We start from the raw sequence: 17435 nt of genomic DNA on the forward strand, positions 1-17435 counted from the left end.
TCCCCTGAATTCCAGAAAAAAAAACTTTGTCCTTCATAATACTTCTTCTATTTTTGCAACATAGTTGCATGTTTGAAGGGATGACGAAATGGATTATAGGAGGATTTTTCCTTCTTACTAGTATTCAAAGTTTGGCTCAGCACCTTTCCCTAAGAGGAAAAGTAGAACACCGTGGTGCCGGAGTATCCCAGTGCTTGGTGGTTCTAAATGATTCCTTACAGGGATTGACGGATAGACAAGGAAATTTCCGCTTCAAAAACCTAAAGAAAGGTCGTTATAAGTTATTAGTTACACATGTGGACTATAAACCCTTGGTCACTGAAGTTTACCTAGTATCAGATACCCTTCTAACTCCTGTCATTTTAGAGGAGAGCAAATATGAACTTAATGAAGTGGTGGTGAAAGATAAAAGAGGAGAACAAACTAAGCGCCAATACACTTTTAACTCCGATTGGGTCAACCAAGAGTTCATACGTCAGAACCTTAGTGGCAGCCTGATGCAAACCTTAGAAAAACTCCCTGGCGTAAATGCCATGTATATAGGCTCCGGCCAATCCAAACCACAGATCCGGGGACTAGGCTTTAATCAAGTAGCCGTAGTAGATGGAGGACTAAAGCATGAAGGCCAACAATGGGGTGCTGACCACGGACTTGAGATAGATCAATTTGCAGTGGGCTCCGTAGAAGTGGTGAAAGGCCCAGCCTCCTTCCTCTATGGTTCCGATGCCATAGGTGGAGTCATACGAGTGAATCCCACTCCTCCCCCAGCATTGCATCAATTAAATCTGACCTACACAGGCGCCTTGATGACAAACTCTATGGGCATTACGAATGCTCTGGTCTTCAATATGAGGAAACACAAATGGTATACAGATGCCCGTGTCACTTTCAGAGATTACGGAGATTATAAGGTACCTACAGAACGTATTTTCGTTTATGACTACGAAGTCCTTTTACCCAAGGGTTACGTGCGCAATTCCGCAGGACAGGACAGAAACCTGCACCTCACTGTAGGGAGAGTGACAGAAAAATGGCACCACAGATTAGCTGTTTCTAATGTCTTCAATACCTCGGGTTTCTTTGCCAATGCCCATGGCCTGGAGCCGCGAAGGGTAAACAGTGAGCTGCACGACCAGTCTCACCGAGATATCCTCTTGCCCAGCCAAAAAGTGAATCATTTCAAAGCCTTATTTCATACGGAAAGAGACGGAGAGAAAAGGCAATGGGAGATGGATTTGGGTTATCAGATCAACCACCGACAGGAACATAGTGCCTATGTGAATCATGGATACATGCCTGTAACAGCGCCAGAAGAAGGAGACTTAGAAAGGAAATACTTCAAACAAGTGCTTTCAGGGCAAATCAAGGACAAGTTTTCTGTGCAAAACCACGAACTTCAATGGGGAGCACAATACGAATTCCAACACAATAGAATAGGTGGCTGGGGCTTTTTGATCCCTGCTTTTGAGCAGCACTTAGCCGGAATTTTCTTGCACGACAAATGGCAGATCAATAAAGAAGAAAGTCTACAATTTGCCCTCAGATTTGATCATGCACGTATACATATTCACCCTTATCAAGACTGGTTCCCGTCCTTAGGCGATGAAAAGGTAGTTCGTGTAGAGGAAACCAAGAGAAACTTCTCCAGTTTTAATGCATCTTTGGGCTGGAGAAAGGAAGGGGATTACTGGAGTCTGTCTTCTCATTTGGGAAGCAGCTTTAGAGTACCTTTAGCAAAGGAATTAGCAGCAAATGGGGTTAATTATCACTATTTCCGATATGAAAAAGGGAATCCGGATTTAGACCCGGAAAAAAGTTACCAATGGGATGCTGGTATTAGGGGCAAAGGGAAGCTTATAGACTGGGAAATCACGCCCTATTTCAATTACTTCCCTAATTACATTTACCTTAATCCTACTGCAGATCACGACTACCTATACGGTGCCGGAAATCAGATCTTTCAGTACGAACAAAGCAAGGTGATGCGCTATGGTACAGAATTAGTGATCAAAGCAGCCCTAACAAAACAAGTGGATCTGTCATTTAATGGGGACTACCTGTACAGTGAGCAACTTTCCGGAAGTAAAAAAGGTTTCACTCTGCCGTTTGCTCCTCCTCCTTCAGGAAGAATGGAGCTAACGTATAAGCCTTGGACAAGCACCTATTTCCGGACGGATGTCAAGCATGTTTTAGCCCAAAATCGAATTGTTCCACCGGAAAAGAAAACCCCTGAATACACTCTTTGGGGAATGGCAGCCGGCACGAACCTGAAGTGGGGGAAACAGCCCCTGGAATTCAGTGTTCAATGGACCAATATTTTAAATACCAGGTATCTAAACCATACCAGTTTCTATAGATTGATTGATCTTCCTGAAATGGGATCGAATATAAATATCTTAATTAGAGTACCGCTTAGTCTTGCTATTTAAGAAGACATATCTACTCAGGCTGTTTGCAAGTTTTGCCGCAGTGGCACTGATAGGGATATCAGTGCACGGGATATTTTTGCATACAGACAAGTCAGATGTTCACGCATGTTCTCTCTGTGAACTACCGGCATATGAGCAGGTATTGCCAGAACTTCCAAAATGGAGGGCTAAGTTGGTTCCTCCAACACAAATTTCCCCGGAACCACAAATCACAATCCTCTACCGCACGGTAGATCACAGTAAGCTCAGAGGTCCTCCGTCCATGGTGTAGTACCCCGATTTAATTTTTAATTCTACATTTTTTGGACAATGAAAAAATACCCATTCTTACTGGTGGGAGTCCTATGCGCATGCAGTTCGGACGAATCCACCCTGGACAATACCGCCCCTACCATAGTAGTAGAGGGAACTTTCCCGCAGCCTTGTGAAGTACTTGAGCGAGGCAATACACATAGCTTTGTACTGAAATTTTCAGACAACCATGAATTGGGATCTTTCACTGTAGATATACATCATAACTTTGACCAACATTCGCACGGAACCAGTGCGGAAGAATGTGAGGAAGATGAACCTAAACAGGCCATTAAACCCTTCCTCTTGGTACACTCAGATAAAATACCGGCGGGGAATAAATCCTATACGGTAACAGTACCTGTGAACATACCAAATGATGTAGATCCAGGAGATTACCACCTGAAAGTGGATGTAACGGATAAGACAGGGTGGCAAAGCCAGAGGAGAATGAGTATAAAACTCAAGTAATATCCTTGGCCAATACATGGCCATAATCCCCATTTGACAATGAAAAAATACATCATATTTCTATTTACTCTAGTTGTTTTCGCTGCATGTAAAGATAATGATCCTGTAATTCCAGGCCCTCAAATCCAGGATCTTGAGGTAGGATCTAAGAACAGTAAAACCGTGCAAAGAGGAAAAGACCTTCACCTGGAAGCACAGGTGGTGGCTGAAGCAGGCATAGAAATAGTCCGCATCTCCATTCATCCTAAATCAGGAGCTGAAGGCTGGACTTTGAGCAGAGAGGTTCCTGAACTTGTAGGAAAAAAGAACGGAGAGATCCATTTGCATCTAGATATTCCTGCAGATGTCACACCCGGATTATATCATGTGGATATAGAGGTAAAAGATAAAGCAGGCAAGGTAGCCGAAGCCGAATCTGACTTAACTATCACAGAATAAAGCTTATGGCCGGTACGAAAATCATACCGGCCATAAAAATATCTTACCGTTAAATCAAAAGACTTCCCCTAAAAATCCTATATTTACCGCACTAAATCAATTAACTGAATGAAAAGGCTTTACTTGAGTATTGGATTACTATTACTAACTAAAGCCCATGCGCAAGACCCTCCACCTGCTGCTTTTTATGACGGAAGAGAGTACGTGATTAACTATTCTCTTGCTACAGGTACTCCATTTTATAAGGATGGAGAACATTCTGACGGAAATGTCCTGGTTTACGATGACGTTACGTATACCAATGTACCTCTTTGGTATGACATTCGCCTGGATCAGTTGGTTACCCGTAGACCGGATCATCAAACGCAGGTCATAGTGGTAAGAGAACGTGTGGGTCACTTCTTCATAGGAAATGAGAAGTGGGTGTATGTTTCTGAAAAGTACGGAGATGCCGGCTTTTACAAGGTATTGTTTGAATCGCCTAATTACAAAGGCTATGCGCGTTACCACAAAGTAATGCGAGACCCGAAAACGGTAAATGAAAGGCGATATTTTGAAGAGAGCGTGGAGTATTTTGTACAAACTCCGGAGAGTTCAAGCTTAATTCCTATTCGGAAAACTAACCAACTCTATACCTTGGGAGATAAAAAAGAATTGAAAAGTTTATTACGAACCGCAGGAGCAGAAAGTAGTATACCCGCTAAGATCACAGCGGTGTTAAATCACTTACAATCTACTTCACTTTAAAAGACTGAATTTATGAACCTTCGCCTTGTGGCGCTGGCACTTCTATTGACCTTCCCGGCCGTGGCCCAAAAGGTTAATTTAGAGCTGTCCGGTGCACCATTTAAAACTTTAATAAACCAACTAGAGAACCAGACCTCCTATCGCTTTTACTATAAAGTAGCTGAAACAGACACCTTAACTGTTAACTATTCTGCACAAAATGTAGAATTTACCGAGGCTTTAAGAACCATCTTGTCACCTAAAGGATTTCGATTCGCCATCGATCCACGTAAGATGGTATATATCACCAAAAATGATTTCATACTGACTGACTTTAGCACTCCTGCTACAGCAGCAAACGTGCAAATCAAAGATTTCGTGGAGGAAACTCCCAGCGATATTTCCATAGAAAATATGGTCTTTGAGATTGGACGGAAAGAACTTGGACAGGCCGGTCCCAAAACCCTAACCGGTCATGTCTTGACCAAGGCGAACGGTCAACCCATTCAAGGTGCCATGGTAGGCATTTTGGGGACTAGCACTGCAGTAGAAACAGATGCATACGGAAAGTATAGCATCCAAACCACAGAAGACCGTTTTACCCTAGTCATCTCTAGCGTAGGCCTTAAGGACACCAGGCGACAAATCCTGATGTACAGTAACGGATCTCTCGACGTAGAAATGACTGATAAGGTCTATTCACTACAAGAAGTAGTGGTAGCCGGAGAAAGAGGTAACCAGGTGAAAAGAATAGAAATGGGTCTGGAGAAGTTGAATATCAAAACTATCCGACAAACACCGGCCGTCTTCGGCGAAGCGGATGTGATAAGTGTTATACTTACGCTTCCCGGTGTGCAAACCGTAGGTGAAGCTGCTAACGGATTTAACGTGCGTGGAGGAGCTACAGACCAAAACCTGGTCTTATTCAGTGACGCAACCATCTTTAACGCTTCTCACTTCTTCGGACTGTTCTCCGCCTTCAACCCGGATGCCGTACAAAATGTGGAACTCTATAAATCCAGTATTCCGGCTCGATTTGGTGGCAGATTATCTTCTGTACTGGATGTAGTGAGTAAAGAAGGAAACCGTAAGAAATTCTCAGGACAGGGCGGTATAGGCATATTAACCGGAAGACTTTCCTTTGATGGACCTATCAATGAGAAAACCCAATTTATGGTAGGAGGAAGAAGTACCTATTCCGACTGGCTACTAAAACTCATACCGGATGATGCCTATAGAAATAGTAGTGCCAAATTCTATGATGTAAATGCCGGCCTTTCCCACTATGCAAACGAAAAAGATGCCTTCTATCTGAATGGATACTTAAGTGAGGATAAATTCTCCTTTGAGAACGGGATCACTTATGGATATAAAAACGCGAACGTTAACGGTAAATGGAAAAGAATCTATAACTCTAAGCTTAATTCTACCCTGACCCTAGGTCACGATAGGTATGGGTTTTCTATAGATGAGACTGCTGTGCCTACAAAAGCTTATCATATGGATTATGGCATACAGCAGACCTTTATAAAGGCAGAATTTACCCAATTATACGGAAGCAGACATAAGTTCTCTTATGGTCTTCACGCCATTCGCTACGGCATTTCCCCGGGAACTATGAATCCTAATAACCCAGAATCCTTAGTAAAATATACCAAACTGGATCAGGAACAAGGATTGGAATCTGCCATTTTCTTTTCAGATGCCATCACCTTTAACGATAAACTGAGTTTAGAGGCCGGACTTCGTTACAGTTTTTATAGTTATTTAGGTCCAAAGGCCGTACACTATTATACAGATGGCCTTCCAAAATCTGAAGAGACCCGCACGGAAACCATAGAGTATAATAAAGGAAAGTGGATTAAAACCTACCAAAGACCTGAGATTCGCTTAGGCTTAAGATATGCATTCTCTAATCAGTCTTCCGTGAAACTGGGTTATAACTCCTTGCAGCAATACATTCATATGCTGTCTAATACCACGGCAGCTACTCCTACTGATGCCTGGAAGTTAAGTGATGCACATATCAAGCCACAATATGGAGATCAGATCTCTCTGGGATACTACCAAAATGTTCCGGAATGGAAACTGGAGACCTCTGTGGAAGCTTACTATAAACGTATCCATAACTATTTGGATTATAAAAGTGGTGCCATCTTATTGATGAATGAAAACATTGAGACAGATGTATTAGGGACGGAAGCAAAGGCCTATGGTATAGAATTCTTAGTGAAGAAATCCACGGGAAAACTTAACGGTTGGGTTTCCTACACCTTATCCAAAGTACAGCAGAGAAGTACGGGAGAAGAGAAAATCAACAATGGGAAGTATTACAATGCGAACTTTGACAAGCCTCATAACTTCACCTTTGTGGGTAACTGGAGATTCTCTCATAGGTACAGTTTCTCTCTAAATACTACTTACAGCACAGGTAGACCTATCACTCTGCCTATAGCTAAATACGAATTTGGAGGATCTGAAAGGGTCTACTACTCCGAAAGAAATAAGTATAGGGTTCCTGATTTCTTCCGTATGGACTTATCCATGAATATTGAAGGTAACCATAAGATTAAGAAGTTGGCTCACAGCTTCTGGACCATTGGAGTGTATAACGTTACGGGAAGAAAGAATCCGTTCTCCGTGTATTATGTATCAGAGAATGGAAAGCTACAAGGTTATAAGCTATCCATCTTTGGACACCAGATTCCTTTCATCACCTATAACTTCAGGTTCTAGTTATGAGAAAATGGCTGCTTCCAATGGCAATCCTATTCTTGACTTCTTGCGAGGAACCATTCACTCCGGTTATTGAAGTCAAAGACAATAGTCCTATAGTGATCATCGATGCCTTTATTGATGTGAGTGGGAATTCCATAGTGCATTTAAGCCAGTCTGTACCTTTGACTTCAGACAGTAGCGCTATTCCTATCACAAAAGCAGCATTCAAACTAGAATCAGACCAGGGTGTAGCATTGGAGTTCAGCACACAATCTCCAAAAGGAGAACATATACTGCTGCACGGAGCTTTATCACCTACTTCAAAATATCGTTTGACAGTAGAAACAAACCTAGGCTCTTTTGAATCTGAATGGGTACAGGCCCATTCTAGTAGTGAGATTAAGGATATATGGCTAGTCCCTACAGATTTGGGTATGGAGGTCCATGTAAATTCTGAAGAAAACTCAGACCCATCTAGATACTATAGATGGCAAATAGAAGAAACATGGAAGTTTACGTCTTTGTTTGTTAGTTGGTTTACCTACGATAATGGCATCATCAGAAGAAGGACCGAAAATGAAAATATTTCAAATTGCTTCGGTCAAAACTTCTCCTCAGATATTGCCATAGCTACCACAGAGAACTGGGAAAGGAATGAAATCACTGATCAAGTAGTACAATTTATCCCTAACCTGTCTAACAAGCTTGGCCTAGACTACTCTATACTAGTGAAGCAATATAGCATTAGTAAAGCTTCATTCATTTTTTGGAACAACTTGAAAAAGAACTCTGAAAGTGTAGGAGACTTATTTGGAAGCATGCCTTCTGAATTAAAGGGGAACTTTAGCTCTAAAGGTAACCAAAATGTATTAGGATGGGTAGATGCGGGACTTCCCGCTAAAAAAAGGGTATATTACTCAGGTACGCGTTTTTTCCCTCCGTGGCGTCATTTTACACCCTTTTATACCGGGTGCACCACTAATAATATTGAGGTGGCGAATGCGCCTGATTTATTCAGGCTAAATCATCATTTAGTTCCTTTGAACGAATTATACCTGGCACCAAATAGCCCTGTCCCATCCCATTATTCCTACACCACTAAGACTTGTGCCACATGCACTAATCTTGGCACCACTACTAGACCAGATTTTTGGGAGGATAATTTTTAAGAAAAATGAAGTTTAACATATTTCAAATAGACAGATCAATACCTCTACCTTTTAATTCGCCAAATCTCTCGAAGAAGGTGGGAAGTTGGGGTACTGCAAACCTTCCTATTCTAAAAGAAAGATCAACGCAAGATAGGACACCTGCTTTGGTTGATGTCAATTCGGAAACATTTAACCATCAAAAAGCAATTGTCCCTCAAGAGTTTGACCTTGGTGAGCCTTTATTACTTACCAAAGAATGGATCAATTCATGTACTCAACACTTCGTTTTTTCTATAAAACCTACTCCGTTCACACGCTCAAAACTCACCTATAACTGTAAACACTTTTTATGAAAAAGTTATTATTTTTAATCACCACTATCTTCCTCTTTTCATGCGAGGAACCTTATACTCCGGTCATAGACGTTAGAGATAATAGTCCCATTGCCATAATCGATGCATTTATAGACGTTAGCGGTAACTCCATTGTTCATTTAAGTCATTCTGTTCCTCTAACTTCAGATACTAGCGCTATACCTATTACTAAAGCTGATTTCCTTCTGGAATCTGACCAGGGTTTAGCACTTGAATTCAGTACCCAATCTCCTACAGGAGAACATGTGCTGCCTCATGGTGCCCTGTCGCCAACAGCAAAGTATAAATTGACTGTCCAAACTAATCTAGGCTCTTTCGAATCTGAATGGATTGAAGCCTATACCAGTAGTGACATCAAAGATGTAAAGCTTGTACGTACAGATTTAGGTATGGAAGTGCATGTAAGTTCAGAAGAGAATCAGGATAAGTCCAGATTCTATAGATGGCAAATTGAAGAAACCTGGAGGTTCAACTCTTTTTTCGTTAGTAGATTTATTTTCAAGAATGGATCAGTGTTCAGACGCACAGATGAGGAGAATATTTCTCACTGCTATGCACAGAATTTCGCTTCAGATATAGCTATAGCCACTACTGAAAACCTGGAAAGAAATGAGATCACTGACCAAGTTATTCAGTTCGTTCCAAATATGTCTGATAAGTTAGGAATTAGATACTCGGTATTGGTAAAACAGTACAGTATCTCCAAAGCATCTTTCGTATTTTGGAACACCCTAAAAAAGAACTCTGAAAGCGTAGGAGATCTTTTTGGAAGTATGCCATCTGAATTACAAGGTAATTTTACATCTAAAGGCAATATGCCTGTACTAGGATGGGTGGATGCCGGCTTACCTGCAAAGAAAAGAGTGCACTTCTCCGCCGTAGGCATTGATCCACCATGGGCATTTGAAACTCCTTTTTATAAAGGCTGTACCTCAGATATTATTCTCATCCCTGATGCACCTACCTTATTCGGTTATAACCCTCAGTTGGTACCCATGGACGAACTATACCTTTTTGAGAATAATGGTGAACCTACCCATTATTCTTACACTACAAAAGTATGTGCCACTTGTACAAACCTTGGAACCACCACTACTCCTATCTTCTGGAGTGAAAATGATTAAATAAAATGAGGAAGACTATATTATTTATACTTCTGGGACTTCAAACGCTTTGTGCCCAATCTTTATATGTTCATACCGACAAGGAAACCTATTTGCCGGGTGAAATTCTTTGGTTTAAGGTCTATGCTTTAAACGCTGACACCCATGTTCCTGTTCAGGAAAAAGGAATAGCCTACATCCATATATTAGACCAGAACGGAAATTCTGTTCTGGACACAAAACTGGCTTTAGAAAATAAAAATTCAGGATCTGTATTCATTCCGCAGCGACTTCAAGCAGGGAAATACACTTTCACAGCCTCCACTTTAGGTCAAACAGGAGCTCCATTTAAGAAATCTTTGGTCATCTTGAACCCTTTTGCTGTAGTGGGACAAGTCATGCAGGAACGTACACCTTCAGTACAATTTTATCCTGAAAGTGGCAATTTAATAGAAGGGATTTCTTCAAGAATAGCTTACATTGTCAAAGACGGTACCGGCCAAAAAGTTGACGCAGAACTTTATCAAGGAGAACAAAAACTCTCTTCTCCTTTCCACTGGAATCCCGAAAATGGGACCTCTCTTTATGCTATTTTCCCGGGAGGGAAAAGAGTAGATCTAACTCTACCCCAACCATTGAAAAGCGGATATGTTCTGGAAGCGGTTTCCGGTCAAACGGCATACACTGTTCAGGTTAAAGCTAGCAAAGATTTTGCAGGAAAATCTGTAAAACTAACTTATGGTACAGGGAAACACATTAACCTTACCCTAAATGGAGAAGGCTCCGCCAGAACGCAAATAGAAAAGTCAGATTTACCGGATGGAACTTCACTTCTAAGCCTATGGGACGCTGAAGGGCTTCCTAGAGCAGAAAGGGTACTCTTCAGAAAACCTGGCAAGCAGCTTGAGCTGAAAGGAAATCTAAATAAAACGGTAGCAAAAACGCGCGAAGATCTATCTTTTGAACTTGGAAGTTCCAATGTTGAACAATTAGCTCAAGTTTCCATATCGGTACGAAAAGTAGATTCCCTGCTGAAAGAAAACGAGGAAAACATACATTCATACCTATATTTTAGCAAACATCTCAAAGGAATTGTACCCCATTCAGAATATTACCTGAGCAAGGCTAGCGAAGAGGAAATTGAGCATCTACTAATGACCCAAGGCTGGAGAAAATTAAATACTACAGAAGGATCCACCGAAGGTAGGTATCACCTAGTGAGAATTCGATTCTCCGATAAGAGTACTGGGGCTCCTATCTCACATCAAGAGGCATACTTCAGTGTACCTGACCTGTCTCCCATGATCTATAGTGCCAGGACAAATGCTGATGGAATAGCCCATTTCTGGGTGAAAAATCTTTACGGAACTCGCAATGTAGCCACGAGACTCGCATCAGGTGCGGCGGCTAACGCAGATTTACTTAAATATGAACCGGTCAAAGAAGAGGCTGATTTTGAGCTACCTTATGGAGGAAAAATCCCTGTAAAAGCCTATTCAGAACAAGCCATTTCTGCACAGGTTCAGAATGTATTCTACGCGAAAGAACGTTCACAATTTCTACTTCCAACTTCTCTAGATAGTCTTTCCATCTATGGAAAACCGGATTATCGTTATCTCCTTGATGATTATACCCGATTTGTGGTCATGGAGGAGGTACTTAGGGAATTTATCAAAGAAGTCAATGTGCGTAAAAACAGAGAAGATTTTCATCTACGCGCCTTTGATGCCCCTAGAGGAAATTATCTCAGTGGGGATCCTTTGATCCTTTTAGACGGAATTCCATTAAAAAATGCAAACGAGATCATGAATTATGATCCTCTTAAGGTCAAGAAAATAGAAGTAGTGGCATCTAAATATTTCTTTGGCAATCAAATCTATGACGGAGTGGTCAGTTTTCATACTTACAAAGGAAATCTTGACGGCTTCCAACTAGATCCGTCATTCACCGTATTTTCATATGAAGGTTTACAGCCTGAAAGGGAGTTTTATGTTCCTGACCAAAAGGAAGGGACACCAGATCAAAGAGACGTATTACTTTGGGTTCCACAAGTAGAATTGCAGGCTGGGAAAACCCAGCAGATTTCTATAAAAACCTCTGACTTAAAAGGTGATTTTATAGTGGATGTTCAAGGTGTGGATAAAGAGGGAAAATCCGGTGCGCAGAAAATCAGATTTACTGTCGAATAGTCCCACTAACTTTTTGTACTTTAGCAAACTTTATAAAACTAAAACTTCATTATGGTGAGAAAAATCCTGTTACTTGCCCTTACATGTTCATTAACCTGCACCCTTGATGTACAGGCACAAAAGAAAAAGAAAAAGCAAGAACAACCTGTAACACAGGAAGTTAAAAAACCCGAACCTGCCCCTCGTCCTGCAGCACCTCAAGCACCTAAAAAAGGCCCAAAACCTTATAAAGATGTTATTGATAGTACTGCCAAAACTAAAGTTGGTCTACATACCGTTCACCTGGTAGGAGACAAGTACTATTTCGAAATCCCTGACTCTCTAATTGGTAGAGAAATTATTGCCGTTACCCGTTACTCAAAAGTACCTGCTGGTGGAGGAGTATTCGGTGGTGAAGAAGTAAACCGTCAGGTAATTCGTTGGGAAAAAGGTCAGAATAACAACCTACTTCTACGTTCTTTAACTTACGTGATGATGTCTCCGGACAGCACTAAGCCTATTGCAAGAGCGGTAGCCAATTCAAGTGTTGATCCTATCATAGGAAACTTTGACATCTTAACCATCAACAAAAGCGGCAAAGCTCCGAACTATGTGGTAGATGTGACCAGCTTGTTTGATGGTGACCAACAAATCTTCTCGTTGAACCCTTTACGTAAGCAATTGCTTAACCTAGTGGCCTTCCAGAAAGATAAGTCGTTTATCCAAAGCATCAACACCTATCCTATTAATACGGAAGTTCGTACAGTGAAGACCTTCTCTGTTACCCCTCCTAGAATTTCTACTACTCCAATGCCGCAGATCGGAACTAACTTCCCTGCAGGTAATAATGCCGGGGTAGTAACTATGGAGTTCAATACTTCCCTATTGCTATTGCCTAAGGTTCCTATGAGAAAACGTTTCTTCGATGCAAGAGTAGGTTACTTTGCTAACCAATACAGCGTATTCGGAGAGGATTCTCATAAATCAGACAGAGAAATATTTGCAGTAAGATGGAAACTAGAACCAAAAAATGCTGCAGATGCTGAAAAAATGAAGAGAGGAGAATTGATAGAGCCGAAAAACCCTATCATTTACTATATCGACCCTGCTACTCCTGAAAAATGGAGAAAATATCTAAAAGCTGGTGTGGATGATTGGAACGCTGCATTCGAAGCTGCTGGTTGGAAAAACGCCATCAGAGGTGAATACTGGCCTGAAAATGACTCTACTATGAGCTTAGAAGATGCTCGTTTTGCAGTTATTCGTTACTTTGCTGCTGACATTCAAAATGCTTACGGTCCAAACGTTCATGACCCTCGTAGTGGACAAATCCTAGAGAGTCACATCGGTTGGTACCACAACGTAATGAGCCTTTTGAGAAACTGGTACATGATTCAGACGGCTGCCGTTGATCCGAATGCTCGTTCGAAAAGATTTAGTGATGAATTAATGGGTGAGTTAATCCGTTTCGTATCATCTCACGAAGTAGGTCACACCCTTGGTCTTCGTCATAACATGGGAGCAAGTAATGCTACTCCAGTTGAAAAACTTCGTGACCCAGAATTCCAGGCAAAATACGGTCACACTTCTTCTATCATGGACTATGCTCGTTTCAACTACGTAGCACAACCTGAAGATGGCGTGAAACACCTGTTCCCTAAGATTGGAGATTACGACAAATGGGCTATCAAATGGGGATATAGCTACTTCCCTGATGCAAAATCTGCAGAAGAAGAAAAGGCCATCCTTCATAAAATGACTTCTGAAGCCGTTAAGAATCCTAGACTTCGTTTCGGTACAGAAACCAGTCCTTTTGACCCACGTTACCAAACAGAAGACCTTGGTGATAATGCCATGAAAGCTTCTGAATACGGTATCAAAAACCTAAAACGTATCCTTCCTGAATTAGAAAAATGGTCTAGAGAAGATGGTGAATCTTACGCTGAGCTAAGTGTACTTTACGGTAACGTTACAGATCAGTTCAGAAGATACATGGGTCATGTGACCAAGTACGTGGGTGGTATCTACGATACTCCTGTTACTTACGATTCTGAAAGTAATCGTTACGAAATCGTACCTAAAGAACTTCAGGTAGAAGCCTTGAACTTCTTGAATGCTCAGTTATTCACTACTCCAAAATGGATCATCGATCAAAATATCCTGGCGAAAATCACTCCGGGTAATGGCGTAGAAACATTGAAAACCATTCAAGTAGGAACTTTGAACAGCTTACTAGCTACAGATAGAGCTGCCAGATTAATGGAAGCTTCTTCTCAAGGTTCTAAATACTTCTCCCTTGATGACCTTTACACCGGTTTAAGAACAGGCATCTTTAGCGAACTAAAATCAGGTAACAGCATTGATATCTTCCGTAGAAACCTACAGAAGGCTTTTGTTGAAAACTTGATCAAGCAACTTAAAGCAGCTCCTGCTCCAGGAAGACCTGACTTAAGCCAGACCGACTTGAACTCTATCATTCGTGGTAATTTGACCATCTTGAAATCTGATTTGAACGGTGCAGCCGGAAGAATCTCTGATAAAGTAAGCAAATATCACGTTCAGGATTTAGTAGCAAGAATTAATCAGGCTTTAGAGCCTAACAAATAATTCCTTAAGCCGTCTTAGCACACTGCTAAGGCGGCTTTTCTATTTCTTATGTGGTACGAACAAATCAAATGGGTTCTACTAGCAGAAGTAGCATATGTATTTCTGGTGCTCCTCACCGGTATACTCGTCATTTGGGACACCAGGTCCACCACTAAAACCCTGGGATACCTTCTCCTAATCGTCTTTCTTCCCGTCTTGGGCATTCTCTTCTACTTTACCTTTGGTATAAACTATAGGAAAAGAAAAATCTATACCTCCAAACTGCAATTAGACGAAGAACTACGCAAGGAACTAGAGGAAGGAGAACTAAAACTATTAGAATATTTACAGAGCCAAAAGCAGGAAGAGCTTGTTCAAAATAGGGAATTAGCCCAACTAATGGCCAACAAAAAAACCGCCAAAGCCCTAGTTTTCCCTAGGAATAAGGTCGAAATCTTGCAGAACGGAGAAGAGCTATTCCCCCTTTTGTTTGAAGAAATCAAAAAAGCAAAACACCACATACACATAGAATATTACATCTATGAAGACGATATCACAGGAAATCTCCTCAAAGATATTCTCATAGAAAAAGCTCGTGAAGGAGTAGAAGTCCGATTTATATACGATGATTTTGGAAGTAGATCCATCCGAAAGAAGCTAATCAAAGAACTTAAGTGCGCAGGCGTTCTGGCTTATCCCTTTAATAAGATCAAGCTCCTAGCTTTGGCTAACAAAATCAACTACAGAAACCATAGAAAAATAGTCATCATTGACGGCACTGTATCCTTTACGGGAGGTATCAATGTTTCCGACAAATACGATAATACAAAGAATGATTCCTACTGGAGGGATACACATATGATGATCAAAGGTCCAGCCACCCTAGCCCTTCAGGAAACCTTCATATCAGATTGGAACTTCTGTAGCCAAGAGAATCTAGTGGTGAGCAGGCCTTACTTCCCTCTCCAGATTTCCAATGGTAAGGCACATATTCAAGTCATTTCCAGCGGACCGGATTCTGATCTGCCAAATATCCTTTTTGCCGTCATCCAAGCCATTAATCTGGCCAGATATGAAATTCTTCTGACTACCCCCTACTATATTCCGGATGATACCCTCCAGGAATCACTCATTATCGCAGCCCTTTCTGGTGTACAGGTACATCTCTTGATTCCTGCGGAAGGAGATTCCCGTTGGGTAAGTACAGGAGCTGAGTCTTACTTCGAAGAACTGTTACGTGCAGGAGTAAAAATCTATAGATATAAGAAAGGATTTGTACATGCAAAAACCTTCGTCACGGATAGACAATTAGCCTCTGTAGGAACCGCTAACCTAGACCTGAGGAGTTTCGATCTCAACTTTGAAGTTAGTGCATTGATCTATGATGCAGAAATAGCAAATCAAATGGCAGAAACCTTCTTTGAAGATCTTAAAGATGCAGAAATTATTGACCCTGAACAATGGGAGAATAGACCCCTTTGGCGTAGAATGGCGGAGCAGGTTATCCGACTAACCTCACCCTTTATGTAATGTCATTCGCCTTACTACCTAAGGTTCTGACCCCACTTCTCTCTTCGTACTCTTCCGGACTTAGATGGAATCCGTCAAACTCAGAGAAACGAGTGTATTTACCTATGAATCGTAGTTTTACGTTATCTACAGAACCACTTCGGTTCTTTGCGATAATCACCTCTGCTAAACCTTGAGTACTTTCTCCTGTCTCTGTTTCTTCCAGTCCATAGTATTCCGGACGATACAGGAACATCACCACGTCAGCATCCTGCTCGATGGAGCCGGATTCCCTAAGGTCAGATAGCATAGGACGTTTATCCGGTCGGGACTCCACTGACCTACTCAACTGCGACAAGGCTATAACAGGTATATTCAATTCCTTAGCTATGGTCTTTAAGGAACGTGATATACTCGCAATCTCCTGCTCTCTGTTCATACCTGTTTTACCGTTACCAGCCGTCATAAGCTGAAGGTAATCCACAATCAGGAGTTTTATGTTATGGAAGGCTTTTAGTCGTCTGGCTTTGGTTCTCAGCTCCAATACGGAAAGAGCGGGAGTATCATCTATGTAGATAGGCGAGTTATCTAGATCATTCAAACGGGAGTGTATGGCTTTCCAGTCTTCCGTTTCTAAGTCTCCCTTTCTCAACTTCTGGGAATCTACCTCTGCCTCCGCGGAGATCAGACGGTACATTACCTGTTGGGAAGACATCTCCAAAGAGAATAAAGCTACAGGCATCTTATAATCTATAGCCGCATTTCTTAAGGCAGATACTACGAACGCGGTTTTACCCATACCCGGTCTGGCAGCTATGATGATTAATTCCGTATTATGCCATCCCCCGGTAATTCTATCCAAGCTCGGGAAACCGGATGGAACACTGGCTATTCCGGCCTCTTGTTCTTCCTTGTTCTTTAGTTCTTGTATAGTCTTTTGAACTACTAATTGTAAATCAGGAATATTCTTATTCAGGTTACCTTCCTGAATCTCTCTTAAACTTTGCTCCGTAGCATCTAAAAGATTAAAGACATCTGTGGTATCTTCCTGTGCCTTGATCAGCACATCGTCCATGACCCGCATGATGTTCCTTTGGATAGCATATTGCAGAATAATACGTGCATCACGCTCTATCTGGGTAGATATTCTTCTAGCCGTTATCTTGGCCAAATAGGCCGGCCCGCCTATGAATTCTAATTCTCCTGTTAACCTTAATTGGTTAGTAACGGTCAACAAATCCACCGGTTCTGACTTACCAAAAAGCAATAGAATGGCTTGGTAAATAGCTTCATGTTTATCTGAAATGAAACTATCCGGCTTTAGGATGTCAATTACCATGGTCAGGGCATCCTTTTCCCTGATTACCCCACCTAAAACAGCGGCTTCCAACTCCACAATATGGGAGGACTGCTGAAATTCCAATACTTGGTCAGCATTTCTCCTTTTCTTCTCCGGTAATCTTCTTTTCAT

12 protein-coding genes are annotated in these 17435 nt (G+C 41.5%); 11 read left to right on the plus strand and 1 reads right to left on the minus strand.

Going from position 1 to position 17435, the window contains the following annotated elements; all coding sequences use genetic code 11:
• Nucleotides 1–80 precede the first annotated feature (80 nt).
• The 11 genes from LBYS_RS10390 to cls all read left to right on the plus strand — a co-directional run bounded on the left by LBYS_RS10390 (nucleotide 81) and on the right by cls (nucleotide 15985).
• Nucleotides 81–2429 (plus strand): TonB-dependent receptor, encoded by a 2349-nt coding sequence (locus LBYS_RS10390; RefSeq protein WP_041824533.1) that lies wholly within the window; start codon nucleotides 81–83, stop codon nucleotides 2427–2429.
• A 309-nt stretch (nucleotides 2430–2738) separates the two neighbouring features.
• Complete coding sequence (locus tag LBYS_RS10395; protein WP_013408836.1) at nucleotides 2739–3191, plus strand: DUF4625 domain-containing protein; 453 nt, start codon at nucleotides 2739–2741, stop codon at nucleotides 3189–3191.
• Between the two features lie 39 nt (nucleotides 3192–3230).
• Nucleotides 3231–3629 (plus strand): DUF4625 domain-containing protein, encoded by a 399-nt coding sequence (locus tag LBYS_RS10400; protein ID WP_013408837.1) that lies wholly within the window; start codon nucleotides 3231–3233, stop codon nucleotides 3627–3629.
• A gap of 108 nt (nucleotides 3630–3737) precedes the next feature.
• Nucleotides 3738–4376 carry a hypothetical protein gene (locus LBYS_RS10405; RefSeq protein ID WP_013408838.1) on the plus strand — a complete coding sequence of 213 codons (639 nt, stop codon included), beginning with the start codon at nucleotides 3738–3740 and terminating at the stop codon, nucleotides 4374–4376.
• A 12-nt stretch (nucleotides 4377–4388) separates the two neighbouring features.
• Nucleotides 4389–7091 carry a TonB-dependent receptor gene (locus LBYS_RS10410; protein WP_013408839.1) on the plus strand — a complete coding sequence of 901 codons (2703 nt, stop codon included), beginning with the start codon at nucleotides 4389–4391 and terminating at the stop codon, nucleotides 7089–7091.
• Nucleotides 7092–7114: 23 nt separating this feature from the next.
• A complete protein-coding gene (locus tag LBYS_RS10415) occupies nucleotides 7115–8242 on the plus strand; it encodes a DUF4249 domain-containing protein (RefSeq protein ID WP_229310406.1) in 1128 nt (375 codons plus the stop codon).
• A gap of 5 nt (nucleotides 8243–8247) precedes the next feature.
• On the plus strand, nucleotides 8248–8577 hold the full coding sequence (locus LBYS_RS10420) for a hypothetical protein (protein WP_013408841.1): 330 nt from the start codon (nucleotides 8248–8250) through the stop codon (nucleotides 8575–8577).
• Nucleotides 8574–9722 carry a DUF4249 domain-containing protein gene (locus LBYS_RS10425; protein WP_013408842.1) on the plus strand — a complete coding sequence of 383 codons (1149 nt, stop codon included), beginning with the start codon at nucleotides 8574–8576 and terminating at the stop codon, nucleotides 9720–9722. The genes LBYS_RS10420 and LBYS_RS10425 overlap by 4 nt, the downstream gene beginning before the upstream one ends.
• A gap of 5 nt (nucleotides 9723–9727) precedes the next feature.
• Nucleotides 9728–11890 carry a hypothetical protein gene (locus LBYS_RS10430; RefSeq protein WP_013408843.1) on the plus strand — a complete coding sequence of 721 codons (2163 nt, stop codon included), beginning with the start codon at nucleotides 9728–9730 and terminating at the stop codon, nucleotides 11888–11890.
• 51 nt (nucleotides 11891–11941) lie between these two features.
• Nucleotides 11942–14476, plus strand: coding sequence for a zinc-dependent metalloprotease (locus LBYS_RS10435; RefSeq protein ID WP_013408844.1), 2535 nt, complete (start codon nucleotides 11942–11944; stop codon nucleotides 14474–14476).
• Nucleotides 14477–14524: 48 nt separating this feature from the next.
• A complete protein-coding gene (gene cls / locus LBYS_RS10440) occupies nucleotides 14525–15985 on the plus strand; it encodes a cardiolipin synthase (protein WP_013408845.1) in 1461 nt (486 codons plus the stop codon).
• On the opposite strand, the gene dnaB is transcribed toward cls, so the two are convergent.
• Nucleotides 15978–17435, minus strand: coding sequence for a replicative DNA helicase (dnaB, locus tag LBYS_RS10445; protein ID WP_229310407.1), 1458 nt, complete (start codon nucleotides 17433–17435; stop codon nucleotides 15978–15980). The genes cls and dnaB overlap by 8 nt on opposite strands.

This window comes from Leadbetterella byssophila DSM 17132 (genome assembly GCF_000166395.1).
In the GTDB taxonomy this organism is placed as follows: domain Bacteria; phylum Bacteroidota; class Bacteroidia; order Cytophagales; family Spirosomataceae; genus Leadbetterella; species Leadbetterella byssophila.

Excerpts from the sequence above, each read along its gene's own strand:
- LBYS_RS10430 (WP_013408843.1), top strand. The coding sequence starts at position 9,728 with ATGAGGAAGACTATATTATTTATACTTCTGGGACTTCAAACGCTTTGT.
- LBYS_RS10415 (WP_229310406.1), top strand. The coding sequence starts at position 7,115 with ATGGCAATCCTATTCTTGACTTCTTGCGAGGAACCATTCACTCCGGTT.
- LBYS_RS10405 (WP_013408838.1), top strand. The coding sequence starts at position 3,738 with ATGAAAAGGCTTTACTTGAGTATTGGATTACTATTACTAACTAAAGCC.
- LBYS_RS10390 (WP_041824533.1), top strand. The coding sequence starts at position 81 with ATGACGAAATGGATTATAGGAGGATTTTTCCTTCTTACTAGTATTCAA.
- LBYS_RS10420 (WP_013408841.1), top strand. The coding sequence starts at position 8,248 with ATGAAGTTTAACATATTTCAAATAGACAGATCAATACCTCTACCTTTT.
- LBYS_RS10395 (WP_013408836.1), top strand. The coding sequence starts at position 2,739 with ATGAAAAAATACCCATTCTTACTGGTGGGAGTCCTATGCGCATGCAGT.
- LBYS_RS10435 (WP_013408844.1), top strand. The coding sequence starts at position 11,942 with ATGGTGAGAAAAATCCTGTTACTTGCCCTTACATGTTCATTAACCTGC.
- LBYS_RS10425 (WP_013408842.1), top strand. The coding sequence starts at position 8,574 with ATGAAAAAGTTATTATTTTTAATCACCACTATCTTCCTCTTTTCATGC.
- cls (WP_013408845.1), top strand. The coding sequence starts at position 14,525 with ATGTGGTACGAACAAATCAAATGGGTTCTACTAGCAGAAGTAGCATAT.
- LBYS_RS10400 (WP_013408837.1), top strand. The coding sequence starts at position 3,231 with ATGAAAAAATACATCATATTTCTATTTACTCTAGTTGTTTTCGCTGCA.
- LBYS_RS10410 (WP_013408839.1), top strand. The coding sequence starts at position 4,389 with ATGAACCTTCGCCTTGTGGCGCTGGCACTTCTATTGACCTTCCCGGCC.
- dnaB (WP_229310407.1), bottom strand. The coding sequence starts at position 17,435 with ATGAAAAGAAGATTACCGGAGAAGAAAAGGAGAAATGCTGACCAAGTA.